The organism is Brevibacterium limosum (assembly GCF_011617705.1).
GTDB lineage: Bacteria > Actinomycetota > Actinomycetes > Actinomycetales > Brevibacteriaceae > Brevibacterium > Brevibacterium limosum.
In genome coordinates this window covers 3,195,285-3,219,152 of the sequence record NZ_CP050154.1, presented here as the reverse complement: position 1 = coordinate 3,219,152, position 23,868 = coordinate 3,195,285, and the positions used below count along the sequence as shown (strand labels likewise).

At 66.8% G+C, this 23,868-nt stretch carries 19 protein-coding genes; 12 read left to right on the top strand and 7 right to left on the bottom strand.

All coding sequences use genetic code 11. From position 1 onward, the window contains the following. Positions 1-16 precede the first annotated feature (16 nt). Positions 17-1,372, top strand: coding sequence for an allantoinase AllB (gene allB / locus GUY37_RS14610; protein ID WP_228278204.1), 1,356 nt, complete (start codon positions 17-19; stop codon positions 1,370-1,372). A 144-nt stretch (positions 1,373-1,516) separates the two neighbouring features. Beyond that, positions 1,517-2,506: a DUF559 domain-containing protein gene (locus tag GUY37_RS14605; protein ID WP_166826996.1), complete on the top strand. Its 990-nt coding sequence runs from the start codon at positions 1,517-1,519 to the stop codon at positions 2,504-2,506. Positions 2,507-2,577: 71 nt separating this feature from the next. Here GUY37_RS14605 and GUY37_RS14600 read toward each other — a convergent pair whose 3' ends face one another. Both GUY37_RS14600 and GUY37_RS14595 read right to left on the bottom strand, forming a co-directional pair. Further along, on the bottom strand, positions 2,578-3,057 hold the full coding sequence (locus GUY37_RS14600; RefSeq protein ID WP_166826993.1) for a peroxiredoxin: 480 nt from the start codon (positions 3,055-3,057) through the stop codon (positions 2,578-2,580). Then, positions 3,054-4,247, bottom strand: coding sequence for a glycerate kinase (locus GUY37_RS14595; protein WP_166826990.1), 1,194 nt, complete (start codon positions 4,245-4,247; stop codon positions 3,054-3,056). The genes GUY37_RS14600 and GUY37_RS14595 overlap by 4 nt, the downstream gene beginning before the upstream one ends. 199 nt (positions 4,248-4,446) lie before the next feature. Here GUY37_RS14595 and uraD point away from each other — a divergent pair, with 199 nt between their 5' ends. The 4 genes from uraD (at position 4,447) to aceE (ending at position 9,142) form a co-directional block, all read left to right on the top strand. Further along, positions 4,447-4,938, top strand: coding sequence for a 2-oxo-4-hydroxy-4-carboxy-5-ureidoimidazoline decarboxylase (uraD, locus tag GUY37_RS14590; RefSeq protein ID WP_166826988.1), 492 nt, complete (start codon positions 4,447-4,449; stop codon positions 4,936-4,938). Next, the gene (uraH, locus tag GUY37_RS14585; RefSeq protein WP_166826985.1) at positions 4,935-5,258 is read left to right on the top strand and encodes a hydroxyisourate hydrolase; all 324 of its coding nucleotides are present in this window, start codon (positions 4,935-4,937) and stop codon (positions 5,256-5,258) included. The genes uraD and uraH overlap by 4 nt, the downstream gene beginning before the upstream one ends. Positions 5,259-5,413: 155 nt before the next feature. Further along, positions 5,414-6,298: a factor-independent urate hydroxylase gene (gene pucL, locus GUY37_RS14580; protein ID WP_166826982.1), complete on the top strand. Its 885-nt coding sequence runs from the start codon at positions 5,414-5,416 to the stop codon at positions 6,296-6,298. A 96-nt stretch (positions 6,299-6,394) separates the two neighbouring features. Beyond that, positions 6,395-9,142 carry a pyruvate dehydrogenase (acetyl-transferring), homodimeric type gene (gene aceE, locus GUY37_RS14575; protein ID WP_166826979.1) on the top strand — a complete coding sequence of 916 codons (2,748 nt, stop codon included), beginning with the start codon at positions 6,395-6,397 and terminating at the stop codon, positions 9,140-9,142. A gap of 26 nt (positions 9,143-9,168) precedes the next feature. Here the strand turns inward: aceE and GUY37_RS14570 are convergent, their stop codons facing one another. Next, positions 9,169-9,948 carry an IclR family transcriptional regulator gene (locus GUY37_RS14570; protein WP_166826976.1) on the bottom strand — a complete coding sequence of 260 codons (780 nt, stop codon included), beginning with the start codon at positions 9,946-9,948 and terminating at the stop codon, positions 9,169-9,171. A gap of 162 nt (positions 9,949-10,110) precedes the next feature. Here GUY37_RS14570 and GUY37_RS14565 point away from each other — a divergent pair, with 162 nt between their 5' ends. The 3 genes from GUY37_RS14565 to GUY37_RS14555 all read left to right on the top strand — a co-directional run bounded on the left by GUY37_RS14565 (position 10,111) and on the right by GUY37_RS14555 (position 13,765). Next, positions 10,111-11,490, top strand: coding sequence for an NAD-dependent malic enzyme (locus GUY37_RS14565; RefSeq protein ID WP_166826973.1), 1,380 nt, complete (start codon positions 10,111-10,113; stop codon positions 11,488-11,490). A 108-nt stretch (positions 11,491-11,598) separates the two neighbouring features. Beyond that, the gene (locus GUY37_RS14560) at positions 11,599-12,906 is read left to right on the top strand and encodes a DUF6986 family protein (RefSeq protein ID WP_166826970.1); all 1,308 of its coding nucleotides are present in this window, start codon (positions 11,599-11,601) and stop codon (positions 12,904-12,906) included. Between the two features lie 34 nt (positions 12,907-12,940). Then, on the top strand, positions 12,941-13,765 hold the full coding sequence (locus GUY37_RS14555) for a bifunctional allantoicase/(S)-ureidoglycine aminohydrolase (protein WP_166826966.1): 825 nt from the start codon (positions 12,941-12,943) through the stop codon (positions 13,763-13,765). Between the two features lie 128 nt (positions 13,766-13,893). Here the strand turns inward: GUY37_RS14555 and GUY37_RS14550 are convergent, their stop codons facing one another. Continuing rightward, entirely contained in the window at positions 13,894-15,369 is a 1,476-nt protein-coding gene (locus tag GUY37_RS14550) for a malate:quinone oxidoreductase (RefSeq protein ID WP_166826963.1), read from the bottom strand. A 214-nt stretch (positions 15,370-15,583) separates the two neighbouring features. Here GUY37_RS14550 and GUY37_RS14545 point away from each other — a divergent pair, with 214 nt between their 5' ends. Both GUY37_RS14545 and GUY37_RS14540 read left to right on the top strand, forming a co-directional pair. Further along, on the top strand, positions 15,584-16,645 hold the full coding sequence (locus GUY37_RS14545; RefSeq protein WP_166826959.1) for an aminotransferase class I/II-fold pyridoxal phosphate-dependent enzyme: 1,062 nt from the start codon (positions 15,584-15,586) through the stop codon (positions 16,643-16,645). 2 nt (positions 16,646-16,647) lie between these two features. Then, positions 16,648-18,054: an FAD-binding oxidoreductase gene (locus GUY37_RS14540; protein WP_166829828.1), complete on the top strand. Its 1,407-nt coding sequence runs from the start codon at positions 16,648-16,650 to the stop codon at positions 18,052-18,054. 12 nt (positions 18,055-18,066) lie between these two features. On the opposite strand, the gene mmuM is transcribed toward GUY37_RS14540, so the two are convergent. Continuing rightward, the gene (mmuM, locus tag GUY37_RS14535) at positions 18,067-18,999 is read right to left on the bottom strand and encodes a homocysteine S-methyltransferase (protein WP_166826956.1); all 933 of its coding nucleotides are present in this window, start codon (positions 18,997-18,999) and stop codon (positions 18,067-18,069) included. 21 nt (positions 19,000-19,020) lie between these two features. Here mmuM and tgt point away from each other — a divergent pair, with 21 nt between their 5' ends. Next, positions 19,021-20,274, top strand: a complete 1,254-nt coding sequence (gene tgt, locus GUY37_RS14530; protein WP_166826953.1) for a tRNA guanosine(34) transglycosylase Tgt — start codon at positions 19,021-19,023, stop codon at positions 20,272-20,274. 172 nt (positions 20,275-20,446) lie between these two features. Here the strand turns inward: tgt and GUY37_RS14525 are convergent, their stop codons facing one another. Together GUY37_RS14525 and GUY37_RS14520 are read right to left on the bottom strand one after the other, a co-directional pair. Next, on the bottom strand, positions 20,447-21,217 hold the full coding sequence (locus GUY37_RS14525; protein WP_228278203.1) for a queuosine precursor transporter: 771 nt from the start codon (positions 21,215-21,217) through the stop codon (positions 20,447-20,449). After that, positions 21,198-23,780, bottom strand: coding sequence for a M3 family metallopeptidase (locus tag GUY37_RS14520; RefSeq protein ID WP_166826950.1), 2,583 nt, complete (start codon positions 23,778-23,780; stop codon positions 21,198-21,200). Before GUY37_RS14520 ends, GUY37_RS14525 begins: the two co-directional genes overlap by 20 nt. Between the last annotated feature and the right edge of the window lie 88 nt (positions 23,781-23,868).

Here is a 23,868-nt window from a genome sequence, read left to right as displayed (position 1 = left end):
CGACTGAGGAGGAATTTTGAGCAAAGAAGCCAGCTTCGACCTGGTCATCCATGCCGCGAAGGCACTGCTTCCCGGCGGGATCGACTCCGTGCAGCTCGGTGTCCGGGACGGAAGGATCGCCGAGATCGCCCGCGGTGGACAGGATCTGGACACGGCCGCCTCGGTGGGGGCAGAGATCATCGAGGTCGGCGACGATCAGGTGCTGCTGCCCGGTCTCGTCGACTCCCATGTCCATGTCAACGATCCCGGGCGCGCCGAGTGGGAGGGCTTCGCCAGCGCCACCCGCGCAGCCGCGGCCGGGGGCGTGACGACGATCGTCGACATGCCGCTGAACTCGCTGCCGCCGACGGTCGATGTCGCGGCATTGGAGACCAAGCGCGAGGTCGCCGGGCCCAAGGCCTTCGTCGACGTCGGGTTCTGGGGCGGGGCGATCCCCGGCAACACCGCAGATCTGCGGCCATTGCACGAGGCCGGGGTGTACGGGTTCAAATGCTTCCTCGAGGACTCCGGCGTCGAGGAGTTCCCGCCGCTTGAGCCGGCGGAGATGGCCGCGGACATGGCCGAGATCGCCTCCTTCGACGGGATGCTCATCGTCCATGCCGAGGATCACGAGGTGATGTCGTCGGCGCCGAAGAATTCGGGGCCGAAGTTCGCCGACTTCCTCGCCACGCGACCGCGCGAGGCAGAGAACGTCGCAATCGCCCGCGTCATCGACGCCGCTCGGGAGACCGGGGCCCGGGCGCACATCCTGCACCTGTCCTCGGCCGATGCGCTCGACCAGATCGCCGCGGCCAAGGCCGAGGGCATCAAGCTCACCGTCGAGACGTGCCCGCACTACCTCGTCTTCACCGCCGAGGAGATCCCGGACGGGGCGACGACGCACAAGTGCTGCCCGCCGATCCGCGAGGAATCGAACCGGGAGGCACTGTGGCAGGGGCTCATCGACGGCACGATCGACTGCATCGTCTCTGACCATTCGCCTTCGACGGCAGAACTCAAACTGCTCGACACCGGCGACTTCGGTGCCGCCTGGGGCGGAATCTCGTCCCTGCAGCTGGGGCTCTCGCTCGTGTGGACCGAGGCCGCGAAGCGCGGAATCGAGCTCGCCGAGGTGGTCCGCTGGATGTCGGCGGCACCGGCGGCCGTGGCCCGGGTCGAGGGCAAAGGCGCGATCGCCGAGGGCAATGACGCGGACTTCGCCGTATTCGCCCCCGATGAGGAGTGGACCGTGCAGGCCGCGGAGCTCTACCACCGCAATCAGATCAGCGCGTATGACACCCGAGCCGTCCGCGGTCGGGTCACCCAGACGCTGCTGCGCGGTGCCCCTGTTGACTTCGAGACCCCCGCCGGCCACCTCCTCACCGCCCGCTGAATTACTACCTGACGGCGGCCCAGCAACCTCGCGCAAGGTTGCTGGGCCGCCGTCAGGTAGTTCTGGGGAGAAGTTATCCACAGTTTGTTTCCGGCTATTGCCTATTGATATCAAATGGTGCAATTTGGTGTCATGTATCTGTGTATGACAACCGAGAAGCTCTACCGACTGGGGTTCACCAAGGACGAGGTCCGGCGCGGAGAGAAATGCTGCCTCTCGCGCATCGCCCGCGGACGTTACGTGGCGACGGGATCGTGCGACGACGCACGACACGAAACCATCTGGGCGGCCCTGAGCGAAGAGGTCTTCGAAGAGTTCGGCCACCAGGGCGATATGCGCGATGAGATCGAACCCTTAAGAGTCCTCATCCGCACCCGTGCGGAGAAGATCCACACAGCATCGGGTCGATGGCGGGTGACGAAGGGGCGCGAGGTCTTCTCACACCTGTCGGCGGCTCTCATCCACGGACTGCCGATCTCCTATCCGGCCGAGACGAGGGTCGAGGTGTGCCGGCCGAACGTCAGTCGCAAGTACCGCCACCTCTATGTGCGCAACCGCGAAGTCCCGTCTGCGCACCGGAGGATGGTCGGCATCTACGCCGTGACGACGATGGAGCGCACACTCATCGACATCGCCCGCGACTACGGGCCGGATCTCTCCGTGCCGATGTTCGACGAGGTGATCCGCCGGCGTCGCACCAGTCGTTTCCGCATCGAGGCGGTGCTGGAGGAATGCCCCGAATCCCGTGGAGACGCGGCGGTGCTGCGCGCGCTCGACCTCACCGACGGCCGACGCGAAGCCCCCTCGGAGTCGATCGCGGCAGTGCGCTTCTTCGAACACGGCATCACCGGATTCGAGCCGCAGGTCGAATTCTTCGGCCACCTCGGCGAGGTCATCGCCCGGGTCGACTTCTGCAACCACGATGCGCGACTGATCATCGAGATCGACGGGATCGAGAAGTACACGATGGACGGCCGCTCACCCCGCGAGAGCATCGCTGCGGAGAAGGCGCGCGAAGCCGCCCTCGAGGCCAGGGGCTACAAGATCATCCGCCTGACCTTCGGCGATCTGTTCCGCACCGCGCCGTTCGAACGCATCCTCGGCATCCTCGCCGCCCGTCTGCGCACCGGATGATCCCGCTCAGAACCACCTGACGGCGGCTCAGCAACCTCGCGCGAGGTTACTGAGCCGCCGTCAGGTAGCAATTAGGGGAGGAGGTGGGTGCGGAGGCGGGCCACGTGGCCGCGAGCGTCGACGTCGTACTCGGCGTGGATGAGGGTGCCGTCGGCGCCGATGACGAAGGTCGAGCGCTGAGTGCCCAGGAAGGTGTGCTCACCGATCGTCTTCTGCCCATAGCTGCCGTAGGCCTTCGCGACCGCCGCACCGGGATCGGAGAGCAGCGAGAACGTCAGCCCCTCCTCGGCGGCGAATTCCTTGAGCGACTCGGTGTCATCGGGGGAGACCCCGAGGACCTCGAACCCGGCGGCCGACAGCGCCGAGAGGTTGTCCCGGAAATCGCAGGCCTCCGTCGTGCAGCCCGGCGAGGCGGCCTTCGGGTAGAAGTAGAGGATGACGTTGCGGCCGGCATAGTCGGCCTTCGACACGGCCCGTCCCTCCGCGTCGGTGAGTGTGAAGTCGGGAGCGATGTCTCCGACGGCGAGCTGAGTCTGAGTGGTCGTGGTCATGGTGTGTCCTTTCGTCGTTGAAATGGTGTGCCCGACGGCGAGCCGAGTGCGCACGCCTGCGCGGCCGTGTCCTCGATGAGCGCTTCGGCGCGCTCGGACAGGGCGGCAAGGTCGGCCGGCCCCGGTGCGATCGACAGTGCCGCCGTGATTCCGGCCTCCCGGCACTCCGCGGCGGTCAGACCGACCCGACCGGCGATGACGATCACTCTCGCCGAGGCGGGGGCATGATCCCGCACGGCCGCGACGACCTTGCCGCCCAAGGATTGGGAATCGAAGGATCCCTCCCCGGTGAGCACGAAATCGGCGTCGGCCAGAGCCGCGGTCAGTCCCACGGCCTCGGCGACCATCGTCGATCCGGGCAGCACCTCGGCGCCCAGCAGGCTCGTCAGTGCCAGCGGTATCCCACCGGCTGCCCCGAACCCCGGCGTCGCCGCCAGGGCCTCGGCCTCGGCAGAGGTGTCGGCGAGGACCTCGGCCAAGTGGCCGAGGCCGGAATCGAGGAGGGCCACCGAGTCAGCGTCCGCTCCCTTCTGCGGGCCGAAGACCGCAGCGGCCCCGCGGGGACCGGTGAGCGGACTGTCGACATCGACGGCGATGCGCCACCGCACCGCAGCGGCACGCCGGTCCAGCGCCGAGGTGTCGATCGCGGAGATCGCGGCCAGCCCACCGCCGCCGGGTGCGACGGGATCGCCGTCGGCGTCGACGAAGCGCGCACCGAGGGCAGCCAGTATTCCGGTCCCGCCGTCCGTGCTCGCCGAGCCGCCGATGCACAGCAGGATCTCCTCGACTCCGAGGTCGAGAGCCGCGGCCGCGAGCAGTCCGACGCCGTAGGTATCGGCGCGTTCGGGCTGCAGCTCCACGTCCGAGACCTGCGGCAGGCCATTGGCCTGGGCCGCCTCGATGACCGCGGTGGTTCCGTCGGGGGACAGACCGAAGGCCGCCGAGGCGGCCCTGCCCAGGGCATCGACCGTGTCCACGGTGCGCGGCCGAGTTCCCCATACGGCCAGCAGGGCGTCGAGCGTGCCCTCCCCGCCGTCGGCGAAGGGCAGCTCGGTGACCCGTGCGCCGGGGAAGACCGCCCGAGCGCCGCGGGCCATGGCGGCCGCGGCGGCAGGGGCGGAGGCTGAGCCCTTGAAGGAGTCAGGGGCGCAGACGATTGACGGGGTCTGATCTGTCGTATTCGGACTCATGCACTCATTCAACCTCATCGTCGATGGCCGGGTGTGCGGCGGTTGCCACACGACCAGTATCCACCATACGGAAGAAAGTTTCCACAGTAATGTGTGAGCAATTTGACATTGCCGATGGCGCCCAGCAGACTCGGAGCAGTCGTTCGGAAATGGTATTCCGAACCGTGAAAGTCATTCAGCGCCTGCCAAGGAGGTCACCGTGGACCTGGCCGAGTTCAATCGACTCCCAGCCGATGATGCCCGCGGAATTCTGCGTCCCTGCCTCGACGTCGACCGGTGGATCGACGCGGTCGTCGACGCCCGCCCCCTGGCCGACCTCGACGCCGCCACGGCCGCGTCGCGTGCCGCCGCACCGCTGACCACCGCCGAGATCGACGCGGCCATGTCTCATCATCCGCGCATCGGTGAGAAGGCGACGGGGGAGAGCGCCGAGGCGGCCCACTCGAGCCGCGAGCAGGCCGGCCTCGGCACCCTCGAAGCAGACGTGCAGACCCAGCTCGCCGCCGGGAACGCCGCCTACGAAGCCCGCTTCGACCGCGTGTTCCTCATCCGCGCCGCCGGTCGCACCCCCGAGGAGATCCTCTCCGAACTGCAGCGCCGCATGGACAACACCGAAGAGGATGAGACCGCCGAGGTCGGGCAGCAGCTCATCCAGATCGCCGAACTCAGACTCGAAGGGATCCTCTCATGAGCTTCATCACCGCCCACGCACTCGACTCGATGGTCGGCACCCCGGCCGCCGACCTCGAGGTCACTCTCCACTCCGGGGACGAGGTCATCGTCTCGGCCCGCACCGATGACAACGGGAGAGTCTCCGACTTCGGCCCCGACCACCTCGAGCCGGGGGACTACCGGATCGTCTTCGGCACCGGCGAGTACTTCGCGGCCCGGGAGATCGATCACTTCCACCCGGTGGTCACCATCGACTTCACCGTCCAGGCCGGGCAGGCGCATTATCACATTCCGCTGCTGCTCAGCCCCTTCGCCTACAGCACCTACCGCGGCAGCTGAGCCGCACCCGCAGTCGCCATCAGGGGAAGCAGGCCCCCTGCAGGATCTCCATCCTCAACAAACCGCCGAAGCCGCCCGGTTCGTCCCGGCTGGCCTCGCCAATCGAATGGTCACGGTGTGCGGAGGCTCGCACGCCGACGAACTGGAGGAAGAAAATGAGCAAGGTCCGACTGACATCGAACCAGTACGGCAAGGCGGAGAACCGACTCATGCGGGTCTACCGCGACAGCGACCGCCACGAGATCCGCGATCTCAACGTCACCTCGCAGCTGTGGGGCGACTTCGAGACCGCCCACACCGAAGGCAACAACGAACACGTCGTCGCCACCGACACTCAGAAGAACACGGTCTTCGCGAAGGCCAAGGAGCTGGGCGTGAGCTCGCCCGAACAGTTCCTCATGGGCCTGGCCGACCATTTCACGTCGAGTTTCGACTGGGTCACCGGCGGACGCTGGGAGGCCGAAGAATACGGCTGGGATCGGATCAACGACCATCAGCATTCGTTCTTCAAGTCCGCCCCCGAGGTCCGCACCGTCGTGTTCACCCGCGACGGCGACAAGGACACGCTGATCTCCGGCTTCAACGGACTCACCGTGCTAAAGACCACGGAATCGGGCTTCGTCGGCTATCCGAAGGACAAGTACACGACGCTGCCGGAGACCGACGACCGGATCCTGGCCACGGATATCGCCACGCGGTGGATCTACAACACCACCGAACTCGACTTCGAAGCCGTGTACACCAAGGTCAAGGACATCATCCTCGACTCCTTCACCGACCACTTCTCCCACGCCCTGCAGCACACGCTCTACCAGATGGGCGAGAAGGTCATCGAGGCCGTGCCGGAGATCGACGAGATCCGCTTCTCCTGCCCGAACAAGCACCACTTCCTCTATGACATCGAACGCTTCGGCCTCGAGAACCCGAACGAGGTCTTCATCGTCGCCGACCGCCCCTACGGCCTCATCGAAGCCACCTTCACCCGCGAAGGCGTCGACGAGAACAAGGACGCGTGGGCGCAGGTCGCCGGCTTCTGCTGAGATCTGAACATCACCTGCTGAGACAGGACTTTCCATCTCCGGGCTCCCGGGGTACTGTTCCGGGAGCCCGGACCCTGCGAGAAGGAAACCCCCGTTATGACACAGGACACATCCTCGGCGAGTCCGAGGGGAATCACCGACGAAGAGGTCGATGAATGGCTCGAGTCCTGGGAGGGCCTCGTCGACGCGCGCGGAACCCAGCGCGCGGGCGAGATCATGGAGGCGCTGCGCGCTCGCGCGGCCACGAACTCCGTCGCCCAGCCCAAGGTCACCACCACCGACTACGTCAACACCATCCCCGTTGACCAGGAGCCGTTCTATCCCGGCGAGGAGAAGGTCGAGCGCCGCTTCCGCAGATGGCTGCGGTGGAACGCCGCCATGCTCGTCCATCGCGCGCAGCGGCCCGAGATCTCCGTGGGCGGGCACATCTCCACCTACGCCGGCGCCGCCACGCTCTACGAAATCGGATTCAACAACTTCTTCCGCGGTCAGGACCATCCCGGCGGCGGCGATCAGGTGTTCTTCCAGGGCCATGCCTCACCGGGAATGTACGCCAGGGCGTTCCTCGAGGGCCGCCTGACCGAGGCCGACCTCGACGGGTTCCGGCAGGAGGTCTCGCGTGCCCCGCACGGGCTGAGCTCCTATCCGCACCCGCGGCTGATGCCGGAGTTCTGGCAGTTCCCGACCGTGTCGATGGGTCTGGGCCCGATCAACGCGATCTACCAGGCGCAGATGAACCGCTACCTCCACAACCGCGGCATCTCCGACACCTCGGATCAGCGGGTGTGGGCGTTCCTCGGCGACGGCGAGATGGACGAACCCGAATCGCGCGGCGCTCTGCAGTTGGCCGCGAACGAAGGGCTGGACAATCTCACCTTCGTCATCAACTGCAACCTCCAGCGTCTCGACGGACCCGTGCGCGGAAACGGCAAGATCGTCCAGGAGCTCGAGGCGACCTTCACCGGCGCCGGCTGGGACGTCATCAAGGTGCTGTGGGGCCGCGAATGGGACGACCTGCTGGCCAAGGACCGCACCGGCGACCTCGTGAAGATCATGAACGAGACCCTCGACGGTGACTACCAGACCTTCAAGGCCGAATCCGGCGGATTCATCCGCGACAACTTCTTCGGTCGGACACCTGCGACGAAGGGGCTCGTCGAGCACCTGAGCGATGACGACATCTGGAACCTCAAGCGCGGCGGCCACGACTATCACAAGGTCTTCGCCGCCTACCAGAAGGCCGTGAACACCAAGGGCAAGCCGACCGTCATCCTCGTGCAGACCGTCAAGGGCTACGGCCTGGGCACGACGTTCGAGTCCCGCAACGCCACGCACCAGATGAAGAAGTTCACCGCCGACGACGTCAAGGCCTTCCGCGACCGGATGGACATCCCGATCAGCGACAAGGTCATCGACGAGGACCCGTATGCGGTGCCCTACTATCACCCGGGACAGGACTCCGAGGAGATCCGGTACATGCTCGACCGGCGGCGCCAGCTCGGCGGATTCGTGCCGGAGAGGAAGCCGGAAAACAATCGGATCACCCTGCCCGCTCCCAGCGACAAGGCGTTCGCGCAGACGAAGAAGGGTTCGGGCCAGCAGATGGCCGCCTCGACCATGGCCTTCGTCCGGCTGCTCAAGGACCTCATGCGAGAGAAGGGGCTGGGCGAGCGGATCGTGCCCATCATCCCCGATGAGGCCCGCACCTTCGGCATCGACGCGTTCTTCCCGACCGCGAAGATCTACAACCCGAACGGGCAGAACTACCTCGCCGTCGACCGCGAGATGTTCCTCTCGTACAAGGAGGCGACTTCCGGTCAGCTCCTCCACGTGGGCATCAACGAGGCCGGTGCCGCCGCCGGGTTCACCGCCGCGGGCACCGCGTACTCCACCCACGGCGAACCGATGATTCCGATCTACGTGTTCTACTCGATGTTCGGGTTCCAGCGCACCGGAGACGCCTTCTGGGCCGCCGGCGACCAGATGACGCGCGGGTTCATCATCGGCGCCACCGCCGGACGGACGACTCTGACCGGCGAGGGGCTGCAGCATGCCGACGGGCATTCCCCGGTGCTCGCGGCCACGAACCCGGCCGTGCGCGTCTATGATCCGGCCTACGGCTACGAGATCGGACACATCGTCCGCGACGGTCTGCACCGCATGTACGGTGAGCACGACCTCGGCGAGGACGAGCGCAATGTCATGTACTACCTGACCGTGTACAACGAGCCGATGCTCCAGCCGGCCGAACCCGAGGACGTCGACGTCGAGGGCATCCTCAAGGGCATCCACCGCATCGCCGAGGCAGCTCCGGGCGACCGTCCGCACGCGCAGCTGCTCGCTTCCGGTGTGGCCGTGCCCTGGGCGCTCGAGGCCCGGGACCTGCTCGCCGCCGATTGGGGCGTCGACGCCGCCGTGTGGTCGGTGACCTCATGGGCGCAGCTGCGCCGTGACGGACTCGAATGCGAAGCGGCGGAGCTGACCGCCGCAGACGGTGACGCCGAGACCGCGGAACGCGTGCCCTATGTGCGCCGGAAGCTGGACGGACAGCCTGGCCCGATCGTGGCCACGAGCGATTTCGACTCCACCCAGCCGGACCTCATCCGGCCGTACCTGGACCACGACTTCGCGACCCTCGGCGCCGACGGGTTCGGCTTCTCCGACACTCGGGCCGCCGCCCGCCGGCACTTCAAGATCGACGCCCATTCGATGGTCGTGCGCACCCTGCAGCTGCTCGCCAAGCGCGGTGAGATCGACCGATCCGTTCCCGCCGAGGCGGCTCGACGCTATCGTCTGGGCGATGCCAATGCCGGCACCTCGGGAACGGCCGGCGGAGACTCCTGACCCGGTTCGAAGCAACGGGAGCAGGTTCAGCGGCCGCTCTGCATCTCTGCGGAGATGCGGGCGGCCGCATCTTTGAGCAGGGGTACGGCGCGATCGGCGAACGACTGATCGACGCGGCTGATCGGACCGGAGACGGAGATCGCCAAGGGGGCGGGGGCGTCGGGGATGGCCATGGCGAAGCAGCGCACCCCGAGCTCCTGCTCCTGCTCGTCGATGGCATAGCCGCGCGCACGGATGCGGCTCAGCTCGGCCTCGAGATCGCCGATCGTTCCGATGCTGAACTCCGTGGGAGTGGGCATGCCGGCGGTGGTGGCGATATGCCGGACCTGCTCGGATTCGAGCCCCGCGAGGATGGCTTTGCCGACCCCGGTGGCGTGCATGTGCGCGCGGCGTCCCACCTCGGTGAACATCCGCATCTGCCGCTCCGAGGCGACCTGATCGACGTAGACGACCATGTCTCCGTCCATCGTGGCCACATTCGCCGACTCTCCGAGCTCGGCGACGAGGTCCCGCAGATAGGGACGGGCGATCGCGCCGAGCTGCGAGCCGGCGATATCGCCGAGGCGGACCAGCCCGGGCCCGAGCGCATATCCGCGATCGGGCAGCTGTCGGACCACGCCGAGATTGACCAGGGTGTTGAGCAGACGGTGGATCGTCGGCAGGGGCAGGTTGACGTCCGCGGCGATATGGCTCAGCGTCGCCGAGCCCGCGGAGTTCGCAATGCACTCAAGCAGTCCGAACGCACGTTCGACGGACTGCACACCGCCCTTGGACTGGCGGATCGCCGGGGTGTCGTTGCTGCTCATCGATATTCCTTAATCTGTGGGGAGTCTCGGCGGTGAAACTCCGTTCAGTCTAGTCCTGAAATGGAAGAAACTTTCCGAATCCACGGACACCAGCTAGAATTTCCACTAGGCAAAAGTTAGTTACCATAATACGGAAACTTGATATCAAGGAGGATATTGCTCATGGTCGCCACCAGCCCGGGATATTCCATCACTCTGCGCGTCGGCACTGAGGTCGGGAGGGCCACGACCTCCGACCTCGTCGCCGCGGCCGCCGCCGCCGGTGCGTCAGTCACCGCCCTCGACGTCGTCGAGTCCACTCCGCACGCGGTCATCATCGACGTCAGCGCCGATACCCGCGACGTCGCTCATGCCGACGAGGTCTCCGACGCTCTCGAAGCTTTGCCCGGAGTCGATGTCCGCAAGGTCTCGGACCGGACCTTCCTCCTCCACCTCGGCGGGAAGCTCGAATCCGCCCCGAAGGTTCCCCTGCGCAACCGCGACGACCTCTCCCGCGCCTACACGCCCGGCGTGGCACGCGTGTGCAAGGCGATCGCGGAGAACAAGGAGGATGCCCGCCGGCTGACGATCAAACGCAACACCGTCGCCGTGGTCACCGACGGCACCGCGGTGCTCGGCCTCGGCGATATCGGCCCCGAGGCGGCCATGCCGGTGATGGAGGGCAAGGCCGTGCTGTTCAAGCAGTTCGCCGATGTCGACGCCTGGCCGGTGGCTCTCGATACGAAGGACACCGAGGAGATCATCTCGATCTGCAAGGCCATCGCCCCGGCCTACGGCGGAATCAACCTCGAGGACATCGCCGCCCCGCGCTGCTTCGAGATCGAGGCCCGGCTGCGCGCCGAACTCGATATCCCCGTCTTCCACGACGACCAGCACGGCACCGGCGTCGTCACCCTCGCCGCCTTGAAGAACGCGCTCAAGGTCGTGGACAAGAAGATCGAGGATCTGCGCATCGTCGTCTCCGGAGTCGGCGCGGCCGGCAACGCCATCATCCGCCTCCTCCAGGTCGCCGGCGCCGCGAACATCATCGCCTGCGGCCGCGACGGCGCGATCGGCCCGGACTCGCGCGTGGACACCGAGCAAAAGAGATGGCTGCAGGCGAACACGAATCCCGAGGGCTTCACCGGCACTCTCAAGGAAGCCGTCGTCGGCGCGGACGCGTTCATCGGCGTCTCCGCCCCGAATGTGCTGGGCGGTGACGATATCGCGGCGATGAACGACGGTGCGCTGGTCTTCGCCATGGCCAATCCCGACCCCGAGGTGGACCCCGCCGAGGCGGCTGAGCACGCGGCTGTGGTGGCCACCGGCCGCAGCGACTTCCCGAACCAGATCAACAACGTGCTCGCCTTCCCCGGGATCTTCCGCGGACTCCTCGACGCCGAAGCCCGCGATGTCGACGAGAACATCATGGTCGCCGCGGCCGACGCGATCGCCTCGTGCATCCCCGAGGACGAACTCCACCCCGGCTATGTCATCCCCTCCGTGTTCGATCCGGAGGTCGCGAAGAAGGTCGCCGAGGCGGTCGCGGCGGTCTCGTCCTGAAACCCCAGAGAGTCTCCGTGCCCGGCGGCGGACAATGAGAGACAATGAGGCCAGGCCGGGCGCCGCCGCCTCGCCGTCGAACCCCGTGCACAGAAAGAGGATGTGAAAGTGGAACGATCAACACTGACCGATATCGACTCACTGCTGGGGGACACGGACGAGCTCCTGACGACCGCGTATCCCGGCGACCGCGACGTCCGTCAACCCGTGCACACCGTGTATGTGCCCGGCGACCGCACGAGTGCGAACCTGCCGTATCGGTGGGGGCAGCAGGCGCTCGAATGCGTCGAGGCCCATGGCGGAATGCTCCAGCTGGCCGAACGCGTCATCACCGCCGCCCGGAAGGAGACCGGTCCCGCGATCCCGGGCCAGGGGCCCAGCATCCACCAGGTGGCCAGGGAGGCCGAACTCCTCGCCGAGGCGGTCACCGCGAAGCTCGAGCGCGAACCGATCGAGGACCTGCGCCTGGACTTCGAGGACGGATTCGGCGACCAGGGCGATGACACCGAGGACCGCTGGGTCGCCCAGGCCGCCCGGGATGCGGTGGCCGGCCGCACCCAGAAGGGAGCCCCCGGCTTCGTCGGCATCCGCTTCAAATGCATGGAGTCAGCGACCCGGGAACGCGGTCTGCGCACTCTCGATCTGTTCCTGTCCGAACTCATCGAGGCCGGCGGTCAGCTGCCGGACAACCTCGTGCTCACCCTGCCGAAGGTCAGCACCGTCGACCAAGTGCGGGCGATGGTGCTCGCCTCCCGTGCGCTGGAAGCCGAGCACAACCTCGGCGAGGGGACGATCACCTTCGAGATCCAGGTCGAGACCCCGCAGCTCGTCCTCGCCGCCGACGGCACCGTTCCGCTGGCGACGGCGCTGCAGGCCGGAGCCGGGCGCGTGACCTCGCTGCACTACGGCACCTACGACTATTCCGCATCGATGGGCGTGGCCGCGGCCTACCAGGCGATGGACCATCCGGTCGCCGATTTCGCGAAGAACCAGATGATGCTCGCCGTCGCCGGCACCGGAGTCCACCTCTCCGACGGGTCGACGAACATCCTCCCGCTCGGCGAACCCGCAGAGGTCCACCACGCGTGGGCACTGCACGCCGGACTCGTCCGCCGCCACCTCAAGCGGGGGATCTACCAGGGCTGGGATCTGCACCCGCACCAGCTGCCGACCCGGTTCTTAGCGACCTTCGCCTTCTACCGCGAAGGCGGGGCACGGGCGGCTCAGCGCCTGCACGACTACGTGTTCAAGGCGGATTCGACCGTCCTCGACGAACCCGCCACAGCGAAGGCGCTCGCCCGCTACCTCGACCGGGGCCTCGTCTGCGGAGCCCACACCGAGGAGTTCGTGACCTCGCGGACGAACCTCAGCCTCACCCAGCTCGGGCAGCTGGCCCGCACCGGCTCGCTCGACTGAGCAGACTGACCACCGACCGAAGGAGACTCCATCCATGACGACGACCGATCCGTACACCTACTGGGCCCCGACCGGCGGGCACCCGCCCCAGTCCGATCTGCTCACCGACCGCGCCCTCGTCACCGAGGCCTATACGGTCATCCCGCGCGGAGTGCTGCGCGATATCGTCACCTCGAACCTGCCCGAGTGGACCGGGACCCGGTCGTGGGTGCTGAGCAAGCCCGTGGCCGGGGGAGCGGTGACATTCTCGCAGACGATCCTCGAAGTCGCCCCCGGCGGCGGCGCGCAAGCGCCGGAGCCACAGCCCGAGGTCGAGGGATTCCTCTTCGTCATGGCCGGTCGGCTCGAGGTCACCCATGAAGGCACCGCGCACACGCTGACCCCCGGTGGGTTCGCGTTCCTGCCCGCCGGTTCGTCGTGGTCGGCGAGGTCCACCGGCACCGAGGCGGCCCGCTTCCATTGGGTGCGCAAACGCTATCAGCCCGTGGCCGGGCTGACCCCTGAGGCGAAGTTCGGCAACGACGCCGATGTCGAGCCCTCGCCGATGCCGGGCACCGATGGGCGCTGGCGCACGACCCGTCCGCTCGACCCGGACGACCTCGCCTACGACATGCACGTCAACATCGTCACCTTCGAAGCCGGGGCGGTCATCCCGTTCGCGGAGACCCACGAGATGGAGCACGGGCTGTACGTGCTCGAGGGCAAGGCCGTCTACCGCCTCAACGGCGACTGGGTCGAGGTGCAGGAGGGCGACTTCATCTCCATGCGCGCATTCTGTCCGCAGGCCTGCTACGCGGGCGGGCCGGGACGCTTCCGCTACCTGCTGTACAAGGACGTCAATCGCCAAGTCGAGCTCTGAGCCCCTGAGCTCTGAGCCTCTGAGGTCGGGCCGGGCATAAGGAGAGAAGCGGCTTGCCGGAAGTGATTCCGGCAAGCCGCTTCGTGCTGTCTCCTCGCTCGCAGCGAGGCTCAGGTCTTGCTGATTCGTCAGATCAGCTGGAGGGTCCGCGAGGTGTACTCGGAGACCTCCTTGAGCAGGGTCTCGTCGTCGACGAGGTCGCGGCCCAGCGAGGGGATCATGTCCTTGAAGTGCTTCTCCCAGCCTGCGTACTCACGCGGGAAGCAGGTCTTGAGCAGGTTGACCATGATCGGCACGGCCGTCGACGCGCCCGGGGAGGCGCCGAGAAGAGCCGCGATCGACCCGTCGGCCGAGGAGATGAGCTCGGTGCCGAACTGGAGGACACCGCCCTTCTTCGGGTCCTTCTTCATCACCTGCACGCGCTGACCGGCCTGGATGAACTCCCAGTCGGACGGGTCGATGTTCGGGATGAACTGGTGCATCGCCTCGAAGCGGGCCTTCTTCGTCGCAGCCAGCTCACCGAGCAGGTAGGTGACGAGATCCGTGTTGTCCTTGGCGACGTTGAGCATCGTGGCGAGGTTGTTCCCGCGCACGGAGAACGGCAGGTCGGTGAAGCGACCCTTCTTGAGGAACTTCGGCGAGAACCCGGCGTACGGGCCGAACATGAGGTAGTCCTTGCCGTCGACGACGCGGGTGTCGAGGTGCGGAACGGACATCGGGGGAGCACCCTGAGCCGCCTGACCGTAGACCTTCGCCTGGTGACGGGCGACGAGGTCCTCGTTGCCGGTGCGCAGGAAGATTCCGGAGACCGGGAAGCCGCCGTAGCCGCGGCCCTCGGGGATGCCCGACTTCTGCAGCAGCGGCAGGGCGCCGCCGCCTGCGCCGACGAAGACGAACTTCGCGCCGATCCGGTGAGACTCGTGCGAGAGCAGATCCTTGACGGTGAGAGTCCAACCGTCGGAGGCGCGCTCGAGATCGGTGACCTGGTGGCTGGTGCGTACGGTCGCACCCTTGTCGGCGACATAGCTGAGCAGCTGACCCGACAGCGAACCGAAGTCGACGTCGGTGCCCTGCTTGATCCGCGAGATGCCGTTGACCTGGCCCGGTCCGCGGCCCTCGAACATCAGCGGCAGCCACTCGGCCTGAGTCGCCGGGTCGTCGGTGTATTCCATATCGGCGAACAGCGGGTTGCGCACCATCGTCTCGTAGCGGCGCTTGATGTAGTCACGGCCCTTGTCGCCGCGGCCGTAGCTGACGTGGGCGATGGGGTTGATGAAGGACTTCGGATCGGTCAGCACACCGGTGTCGACGAGGTGCGACCAGTACTGTCGCGAATGGTGGAACTGCTGATTGATCGTCGAGGCCTTCTCCAGGTCGATGTCGCCGTTGGAGTCCTCGGGGGTGTAGTTGAGTTCGCAGAGTGCGGCGTGGCCGGTGCCCGCGTTGTTCCACGGGTCCGAGCTCTCGGTGGCCACATAGTCGAGCTTCTCGTAGACACGGATGTCCCAGTCGGGCTGAAGTTCGGTCAACATGGCACCGAGTGTGGCGCTCATGATGCCGCCGCCGATCAAGACGACGTCGACCTTTTCCTGCGGTGAGGGCATTTGGACTCTCATTCCTCGTCACTGGCTTTATGTATTCGTCTCTCAGGATACTCTCCGGCATCGGCCCACCTGTAACCCGGGAGGAGGGAACGGACAGTCGCGAGAGCATTCTCACAGCGGATGGACGTCCGTCCCGACCACTTGAATCCGACCATTCGGACGGTTTGGCAAGACGGTCTGTGTCGCCCGCCACAAGGTGTGCAACTATGGGCACATGTCCAAACGTTTCCTGCTCCGTGACGCGCTCGCCGAATTCCCTCCCTATGTTCCCGGCAAGCCTCCCGTCGAATCACCGGGCCTGACCCCGTACAAACTGTCCTCGAACGAGAACCACCTGCCGCCGCTGCCGGGTGTCATCGAAACGATGGCAGCCGCCTCGGCGATCCCGGGGAACTACCCCGATCCCACCGCGGCCGCGCTCGTGGCCGATATCGCCTCCCACCTCGACGTCGAACCCGCCGAGGTGGTCCCCGGCGCCGGTGCCTCCGAAGTCCTCACGGCGCTGACGAACATCACCCTCGAGGCGCGCACATCGGTGGTCTATCCGTGGCCGTCGTTCGAGATGTACCCGATCCTCGCCTCGGCGCGGGGTGCCCAGAAGCGCCCCGTCGACCTCCTCGACGACGGTCGCCACGATTTCGCCGGGCTGGCGGCGGCGATCGATGACACGACCCGACTCGTGCTGCTGTGCTCGCCGAACAATCCGACCGGCCCGACGATCTCCGATGCCGAGCTCGACGGCTTCCTCGCCGAGGTGCCGGACGACGTCATCGTCGTCCTCGACGAGGCGTACCTGGAGTTCGCGACCGAGGCCGTCGATGGCCTGACGGCCAGGCGCAGGCACCCGAATCTCGTTCTCGCCAGGACCTTCTCCAAGGCACACGGTCTGGCCGGTCTGCGAGTGGGATTCGGCATCGCCGACGTCGAGATCGCTTCGGCGATGCGACAGGTCATCGCCCCGTTCTCCGTGACCGCCGGCGCCCAGGCCGCGGCCCGGGAATCCCTGTCCCGGGTCGACGAGGTGGCTGTGCGCGCCAAGGAGATCGCCGCGGTGCGTGACCGGTTCGCCCACGATCTGCGAGAGCTGGGTCTGTCCGTGCCCGACGCTCAGGGCAACTATGTGTGGATCGCTCTCGACCCCGAGGCGGCTGTCGCCTTCGAAGGCGAGTGCGCGAAGCAGGCCGTGGCCGTGCGTCGTCTGCAGGGCGGCGTGCGCGTGAGCATCGGGCCTGCTGAGGCGCTCGAACGCGTGCTCAAGGTCGCCGCGTCGCTGTGACGATGAGTGCGGATGCCACGGTGAGCGCGGATCTGGGCGGCCTCGCCGCCGAGCTGAGTTCGGGGGCGCTGGTCACCGACCGCGACGTCATCGATGCCTATTCGTCGGACAAGGCGCTGTTCTGTCCGGCCGGTGAGGCGTCGGCTCTGGTGCGTGCCGCTTGCGTCGATGATGTGGTCGCGGTGATGCGGTTCGCCACCGAGCATCGGATCCCGGTCGTCACACAGGGGGCGAGGACGGGCCTGTCGGGCGCGGCGAATGCCACGGACGGGGCGATCCTGCTCAATGTGGCGAAGCTGAATGCGATCGTCGACATCGACGAGGTCGATCAGACCTGCCGCGTCCAACCCGGTGTCATCAACCAGGACCTCAAGCAGGCGCTGGCCGGGCATGGTCTGTCGTATCCGCCGGATCCGGGATCGGTGGCGATCTCGACGATCGGCGGGAACGTCGCCACGAACGCCGGCGGGATGTGCTGTGTGAAGTACGGGGTGACGAAGGACTATGTGCGGGCACTGACCGTGGTGCTCGCCGATGGGACCGTGACGAAGCTCGGCCGGCAGACCGCGAAGGGTGTGGCCGGTCTCGACCTGGCGGGACTGTTCGTGGGATCCGAGGGGACTCTGGGCGTCATCGTCGAGATCACCCTCGGGCTCAGACCGCTGCTGGCGCCACCGGTGACAGGCGTCGGGATCTTTCCGGATATGGAGTCGGCCGGTCATACGGTCTCTGCGTTCATGGCCTCCGGTGCGGCGCCGTCGATGCTCGAACTCATGGACGGAGGCACGGCGGCGATGATCAATGCCTATGGGGATTTCGGCCTGCCCGATGGTGCCGGGGCGCTCCTGCTCGTCCAGTCCGATGCCCCGGGCCCGGCCGGTGTCGCCGCACTCGAGAAGTTCGAGACCATCGCTGTCGAGCAGGGGGCCGATGAGGTGTTCTTCTCCGAGGATCCGGCGGATTCGGAGATGTTCGTCGCGGCTCGTCGGGCCGTGTCCCCGGCGATGGAGAAGTATGTGGCCGGCATCGGCGGGGGAGAGCTCATCGATGATGTGTGCGTGCCCCGGTCCCGCCTCGGCGAGTTCTTCGCCCGTTTGGATGAGATCGCGGCCGGGCATGCGGTTCAGGTGGCCACGGCCGGTCATGCCGGGGATGGGAATATGCATCCGAGTGTGCTCTTCGATGCCTCGGACGAGGCGAGTGTGGCCGAGGCGAAGGAGACGTTCGCCGAGATCATGCAGCTGGGTCTGGATCTGGGTGGAACGATCACCGGTGAGCACGGGGTCGGGTATCTGAAGAGGGACTGGTTGGTGCGGGAGCTCGATGCCGGTGCTCAGGCTCTGCAGTCGGGGATCAAGGCGGCGGTCGATCCGTTGGGGATCCTCAACCCGGGCAAGATGCTCGGCTGAGGCCAAGATCGCTCAGCCCCGGTGACTGAGCACTGCGATGTCGTCCGGTCGAACCCGGCAGCAGCCGCCGACGATCCGCGCGCCGAGGCGGGTCCACTCCGCCACCGGCCATGACCCGATCCCGGCTTCAGCGCGGTCGTCCCGCCATTCCATGGCACCCGCGTCGTAGATCTCGCCCGAGTTCGGGTAGGCGATGAGCGGCATTGCCGTGTGTGCCGACAGCTCCTCGAGCGCGGGGGCCACCAGGGACGGCCGGACGCAGTTGACCCCGATCGCCAGCACCGACGCCGAGGCGGCCGCCGCCTTCGCGACGTCGGCCAGGGAGCCGCCGTCGGGCAGGGCCGGGGCGACCGTGTCCGTGCCGTCCTGCAGAGTCACGCTCACCCAGACCGGAAGACCGGTCTCCTCGGCCAGCCCTACGATCGCGCGGATCTCGTCGAGGCGCGGCTGGGTTTCGACGGCGAGCAGATCCGCTCCCGCCTCGGCGAGGGCCGCGATGCGCGGTCGATGGAAGGCGGTGAACTCCTCAGGAGTCAGTCGATAGTCCCCGGTGTACTCGGCACCGTCGCCGAGCGCGGCACCATAGGGCCCGACCGACCCGGCGACGAGGGTGCCTCTGCCCGGAGCGGCAGTGCGGTCAGCAGCCCTGCGCGCGATCCGCACGCTCTCACCGATGATCCTGTGGCCTTCCTCGGCACTGATTCCGGCACGGGCGAAGCCGAGCGGAGTCGCCTGATAGCTCGCGGTCGTCAGGATGCGGGCACCGGCGGAGGCGAAGGCGGCGTGCACCTCGGCGAGGGTGTCTGGGCCGGTGCGAATGAGCTCGGCCGACCACAGGTGATGGTCGAGGTCGATGCCGCGGTCCTCGGCGGCGGTGCCCAAACCGCCGTCGAGGACGATGGGATGGCTCGCCTCGGCGGAGGCGAGCATCTGCGGGAACGTCATGGTCCCAGTTAAGCTTGTCCGGTGACTACAGACCAATCCCCGGCGGCATCCGAGACCACGCCCATCAACGACCGTTCGCAGTTCGGCTTCGAGGTGGGCACCCGGATGGACACGGGCGGGCGCACCGGCGTCATCCGCACTCCGCACGGCGATATTCAGACTCCCGCATTCATCCCCGTCGGCACGAAGGCCACGGTCAAGGCCGTCCGCCCCGACGAGGTCGCCGAACTCGGCGGACAGGCGGTGCTCGCCAACGCCTACCACCTGTACCTGCAGCCCGGATCTGACCTCATCGACGAGGCCGGCGGCTTGGGCAGGTTCATGAACTGGCCGGGACCGACGTTCACCGACTCCGGGGGATTCCAGGTGATGAGCCTCGGCTCGGGGTTCAAGAAGGTCATCTCGATGGAGGCCGCGGGCGAGCGCAGCGACGAGCTCGTGGCCGTGGGCAAGGAGCGGCTGTCGAACGTCGACGAGGACGGGGTGACGTTCAAGTCGCATCTCGACGGGTCGATGCACCGCTTCACTCCGGAGATCTCGATGCGGGTGCAGCACGAACTCGGCGCCGACATCATGTTCGCCTTCGACGAGCTGACCACACTCATCAACACCCGCGGCTATCAGGAGGAGTCGGTTGAGCGGACCCGGCTGTGGGCGATGCGCTGCGTCGAGGAGCACTTCCGGCTCACCGAGGAGCGTTCGCATCGGCCGTATCAGGCGCTCTTCGGGGTGCTGCAGGGTGCGCAGTACGAAGATCTGCGGCGCAAGGCCGCGCGGGATCTCGGCGCCATGGACTTCGACGGCTTCGGCATCGGCGGGGCGTTGGAGAAGGAGAACCTCGGCATCATCATCCGCTGGGTGTGCGAGGAGCTGCCGGAGAACAAGCCGCGGCACCTGCTGGGCATCTCCGAACCCGACGACCTGTTCGAATCGATCAAGACCGGCGCGGACACCTTCGACTGCGTCTCACCCTCCCGCGTGGCCCGCAACGCCGCGATCTACACCCGGGACGGCCGGTACAACCTCACCGGCGCGAAGTACCGCCGCGACTTCGGACCCCTGGCTCCGGACTGCTCGTGCTACACCTGCGAGAACTACTCGCGGGCGTACCTGCGGCACCTGTACAAGGCGAAGGAGATGCTCTTCTCCACCCTGTGCACGATCCACAACGAACACTTCGTCGTCTCGCTCGTCGATGAGATCCGGCAGGCGATGATCGACGGCCGCTTCGACGAGCTCGAAGGCGAGGTCCTCGGCCGCTACTACTCGAAGTAGCTCAGGCCGCGGCCAGCGGGCCTCCAGCGCCTCAAGTCACGCGAAACTCGAAAAACACGTCGCCGGCGACGACTCTTTCGATTTTCGCGGGACCTGAGCGGTCGACGGCTGGCGGAATGCGGCGGGAGCGGCACCGCGAGCACAGGCGGGCGGAGTCAGCGACCGGCGTCTGTCAGCGACCGGCGTCGGCGGCGTCGAGCTCGTAACTGGGTTCGTGGCGCTTGACGAGCTTGATGACGCGGTAGGTCACGGGCAGGAAGATGATCTCGACGGCGACCTTGTAGACGAAGCCGACGATGATGTAGTTGATGAAGTCGAGCCCCGGGATGACTCCGGCGAAGGCGATGATGCAGAAGAGCAGGGTGTCGACGAACTCGCCGACGCCTGTCGACGTGAGCAGGCGGACCCACAGCTTCGACTCGCCCATCCGCTTCTTCACCGCTACGAGCACCCACGAATTGAGCAGCTGGCCGACGAAGTAGCCGACGAGGGAGGCCGCGACGATGCGCGGGTAGAAGCCGAGCACGGCGGCGAAGGCCTCCTGATTCTCGTAACCGGGGCCGGGAGGGGAGATGAGCACGAGCCAGAACACGAAGGTCGCCAGGATCTGCAGGCCGAAACCGGTGATCACAGCCTTGCGGGCGGCTTTGAAGCCGTACACCTCGCTGATCACATCGCCGAGGATGTACGCGATGGGGAAGAGGAATGCGCCGCCGTCGGTGACGATGGGGCCGAAGCCGATGACCTTCGTGGCCGAGATGTTCGAGATGATGAGCACCGCGCAGAACACGGCGAGGAAGACCGCATAGTAGCGGCCCCGGGAGGAGGCGAAGGCTGCGAAGCGGGCAGCCGAGGTGGTGTGCGCCGGATCGGTGGTGCGACCCGGCTGCCCAGACTCAGCCTCGGAGCGCCCGGGCTCCGCCTCAGGACTCTTCTGCGACAACGGTGATTTCCTTTCCTCTGGTGACCGTGAGCAGCTGCTCGTACGTCAGGGGCACCATCGAATTCGGTGTCCCCGCGCCGGCCCAGAGAACAGGATAATCCTTCAGCGACACATCGACATAGGTGGGAATCGGGCTCGGGTGACCGCACGGTGCGACTCCGCCGATGACCTGCCCGGTCGCCTCCCGAACGAGTTCCTTCGGCGCCCGGTCGAGCGAATCGACGCCGATGAGTTCGGCGACGTGTGCGGTGTCGACCCGGTGGGCACCCGATGCCATGATGAGCACAGGGGAGCCGCCCGCGGAGAAGATGAGGCTGTTCGCGATCGCCCCGACCTCGATGCCCAAAGCCTCGGCCGCCGTCGCAGCATTCGGTGTCGCCTCGGTGAAGACCTCGATGCGCGGCTCGATGCCGGCGGACGTGAGATCGGCGGCGACCGCCTCGTGGTTGGGATTGTCCCATTTCGCCGAGGCGGCTCCGGGCTCGGACTCGGCCGTGGCCGCCTCGGCCTCGCCGTCCTCCTCGGTGACGGGTTCGGCGAGACCGCGGCGGCGCAGCAGCGGTGCGACATCCGGGCGAGTGCCGAAGAAGCGTTCGATCGCGGCCATCGGGTCGACCGAATAGCCCGGCGCGAGGATCGCCTCGCGGAAGGCCTCTCCGGCTTCCCGGTTCAGTCCGCCCTGCTCCTCGAACCATTCGCTGACCCAGGCGGCGATGACCTCGGAGTAGAGGTAGGAGTAATAGCCGGCCGCATAGCCGGAGGCGAAGACGTGCCCGAAGTACGTCGACCGGTAGCGCGGCGGCACGAGCGGGGAGAAGCCGGCTGCGGCGAGCACCTCGGATTCGAAGGACAGCACCTCGGTGATGTGGTCCCCGGCCTCGAGCGAATGCCAGGACAGGTCGAGCATGGCCGCGGCGAGGTATTCGATCGTGTCGAAGCCCTGCCCGAACCTGTCGCTGGCGATGAGCGCATCGACGAGTTCGGCCGGCATCGGCTCACCCGTGTCGACATGCTTGGCGAAGTGGGGGAGGACCTGGGGATGGAAGCGCCACATCTCATTGAGCTGGGACGGGAATTCGACATAGTCGCGCGGGACCGCGGTGCCCGCCGTCGACGGGTAGGTGGAGTTCGCGAAGAGCCCGTGGAGGACGTGACCGAACTCGTGGAAGAACGTCGTCAGTTCGGTCGGATTGAGCAGGGTGGGCCGACCCGGGCCGGGCTTGGCGAGATTGAGTGAGAGGGTGACGACCGGCAGCAGCCCGGTCAGGCGGGAGGCCGGAACCAGCTGGTCCATCCATGCTCCGCCTCGTTTCGTATCCCTGGAGTACGGGTCGATGAGCACGAGCCCCAAGTGCCGCTCGGTGACGTCGGTGACCTCATAGGCGCGGACGTCCTCATGCCAGGCGGTGACCCCTTCGTAGGGGGCGAAGGTGATTCCGTAGAGGCCGGTGGCCGCGCGGAAGACGCCCTCGGTGAGGACGGTGTCGAACTCGAAGTACTTGGCCACCTCGTCGGGGTCGATGCCGAATTCGTCGGCGCGGAACTTCGCAAGGTAGTACTTGACGTCTTCGGCTGCGACCGTCTCGAGGCCGTAGCGCTCCTTGACCTGCGCAAGCTCCTCGTCGAGTTGGGCGTTCGCGGGATTGATGAGGGAGGAGACGATATCGGCTGCCGCGTCGGGGTTGCCTGCGGTCTGGTTGTCGATGGCGAAGGAAGAGTAGGAGGGATATCCGAGCAGGTGCGCCTTGAGCGCACGCAGTGCCGTGGTGTCGGCGACCTGGGTGCGGGTGTCGCCGTCGCCGCCGCGGGATCCGCGCGCCATCGAGTTATTCAGCACGTGCCGACGGGTCTGTGCCGTGCTGAGGGATTCGAGGACGATCTGCTGGGTGAAGTTGTTCAGCGGCAGCAGATAGCCGTCGACACCGCGATCGGCCGCTCGATTCGCTGCCGCCGCGATCTGGTCGTCGTTCATCCCCGCCAGGGACTCGGCCTCGCTGAGGTGGACGGCCAGTTCGCGCGTATCGAGCTGCAGAGCGCGGGAGAAGGAGTTCTCAAGGGTGGTCAGTTCGGCCGCGATCGTGGCCATCTGCTCCCGTTCCTCCTCGCCGAGGCGGGCTCCCGCACGCACGAAGAGTTCGATGGTGAGCTCGTGCTGACGTTTGTCCTCCGGGTTGAGGTCGGCGACCGAGACCTGTTCGATGCGGTGGAAGAGGTCGACGTTCAGCAGGATCTCTGTCTGGGTAGCCGACAGGAGCTCCCACACCTCGGAGACGGCGTCGGTGAGTTCGGGACGCAGATGATTCGATTCGATGGCTGCGGCCACAGAGGCGATACGGGTCATCGGCACGGACGCGGATTCGAATCTCACGGTGGTGGAGAAGAACGTGGACTCGGCGTCGTCTGCGATGATCGCAGCCACCTCGGCGCGGGCGAAATCGGTGGCCGTGCGAACCGCGGTCAGCAGCGTCGCCGGGGTGACCGCGGCGAAGTCGGGCAGCGAATAGTCGGTCTGCGGGTCGAGGAACGCTTCCCAGACATCGATGCTGTTCGGATCTGCGCTCATTCTCGACGATTCACTTTCTCTGCGGTTGGGGTCTCGCTCCGATCCTAACGTGAGTGAGGCGACCAGCGCATGATCGCTGGTTACACTG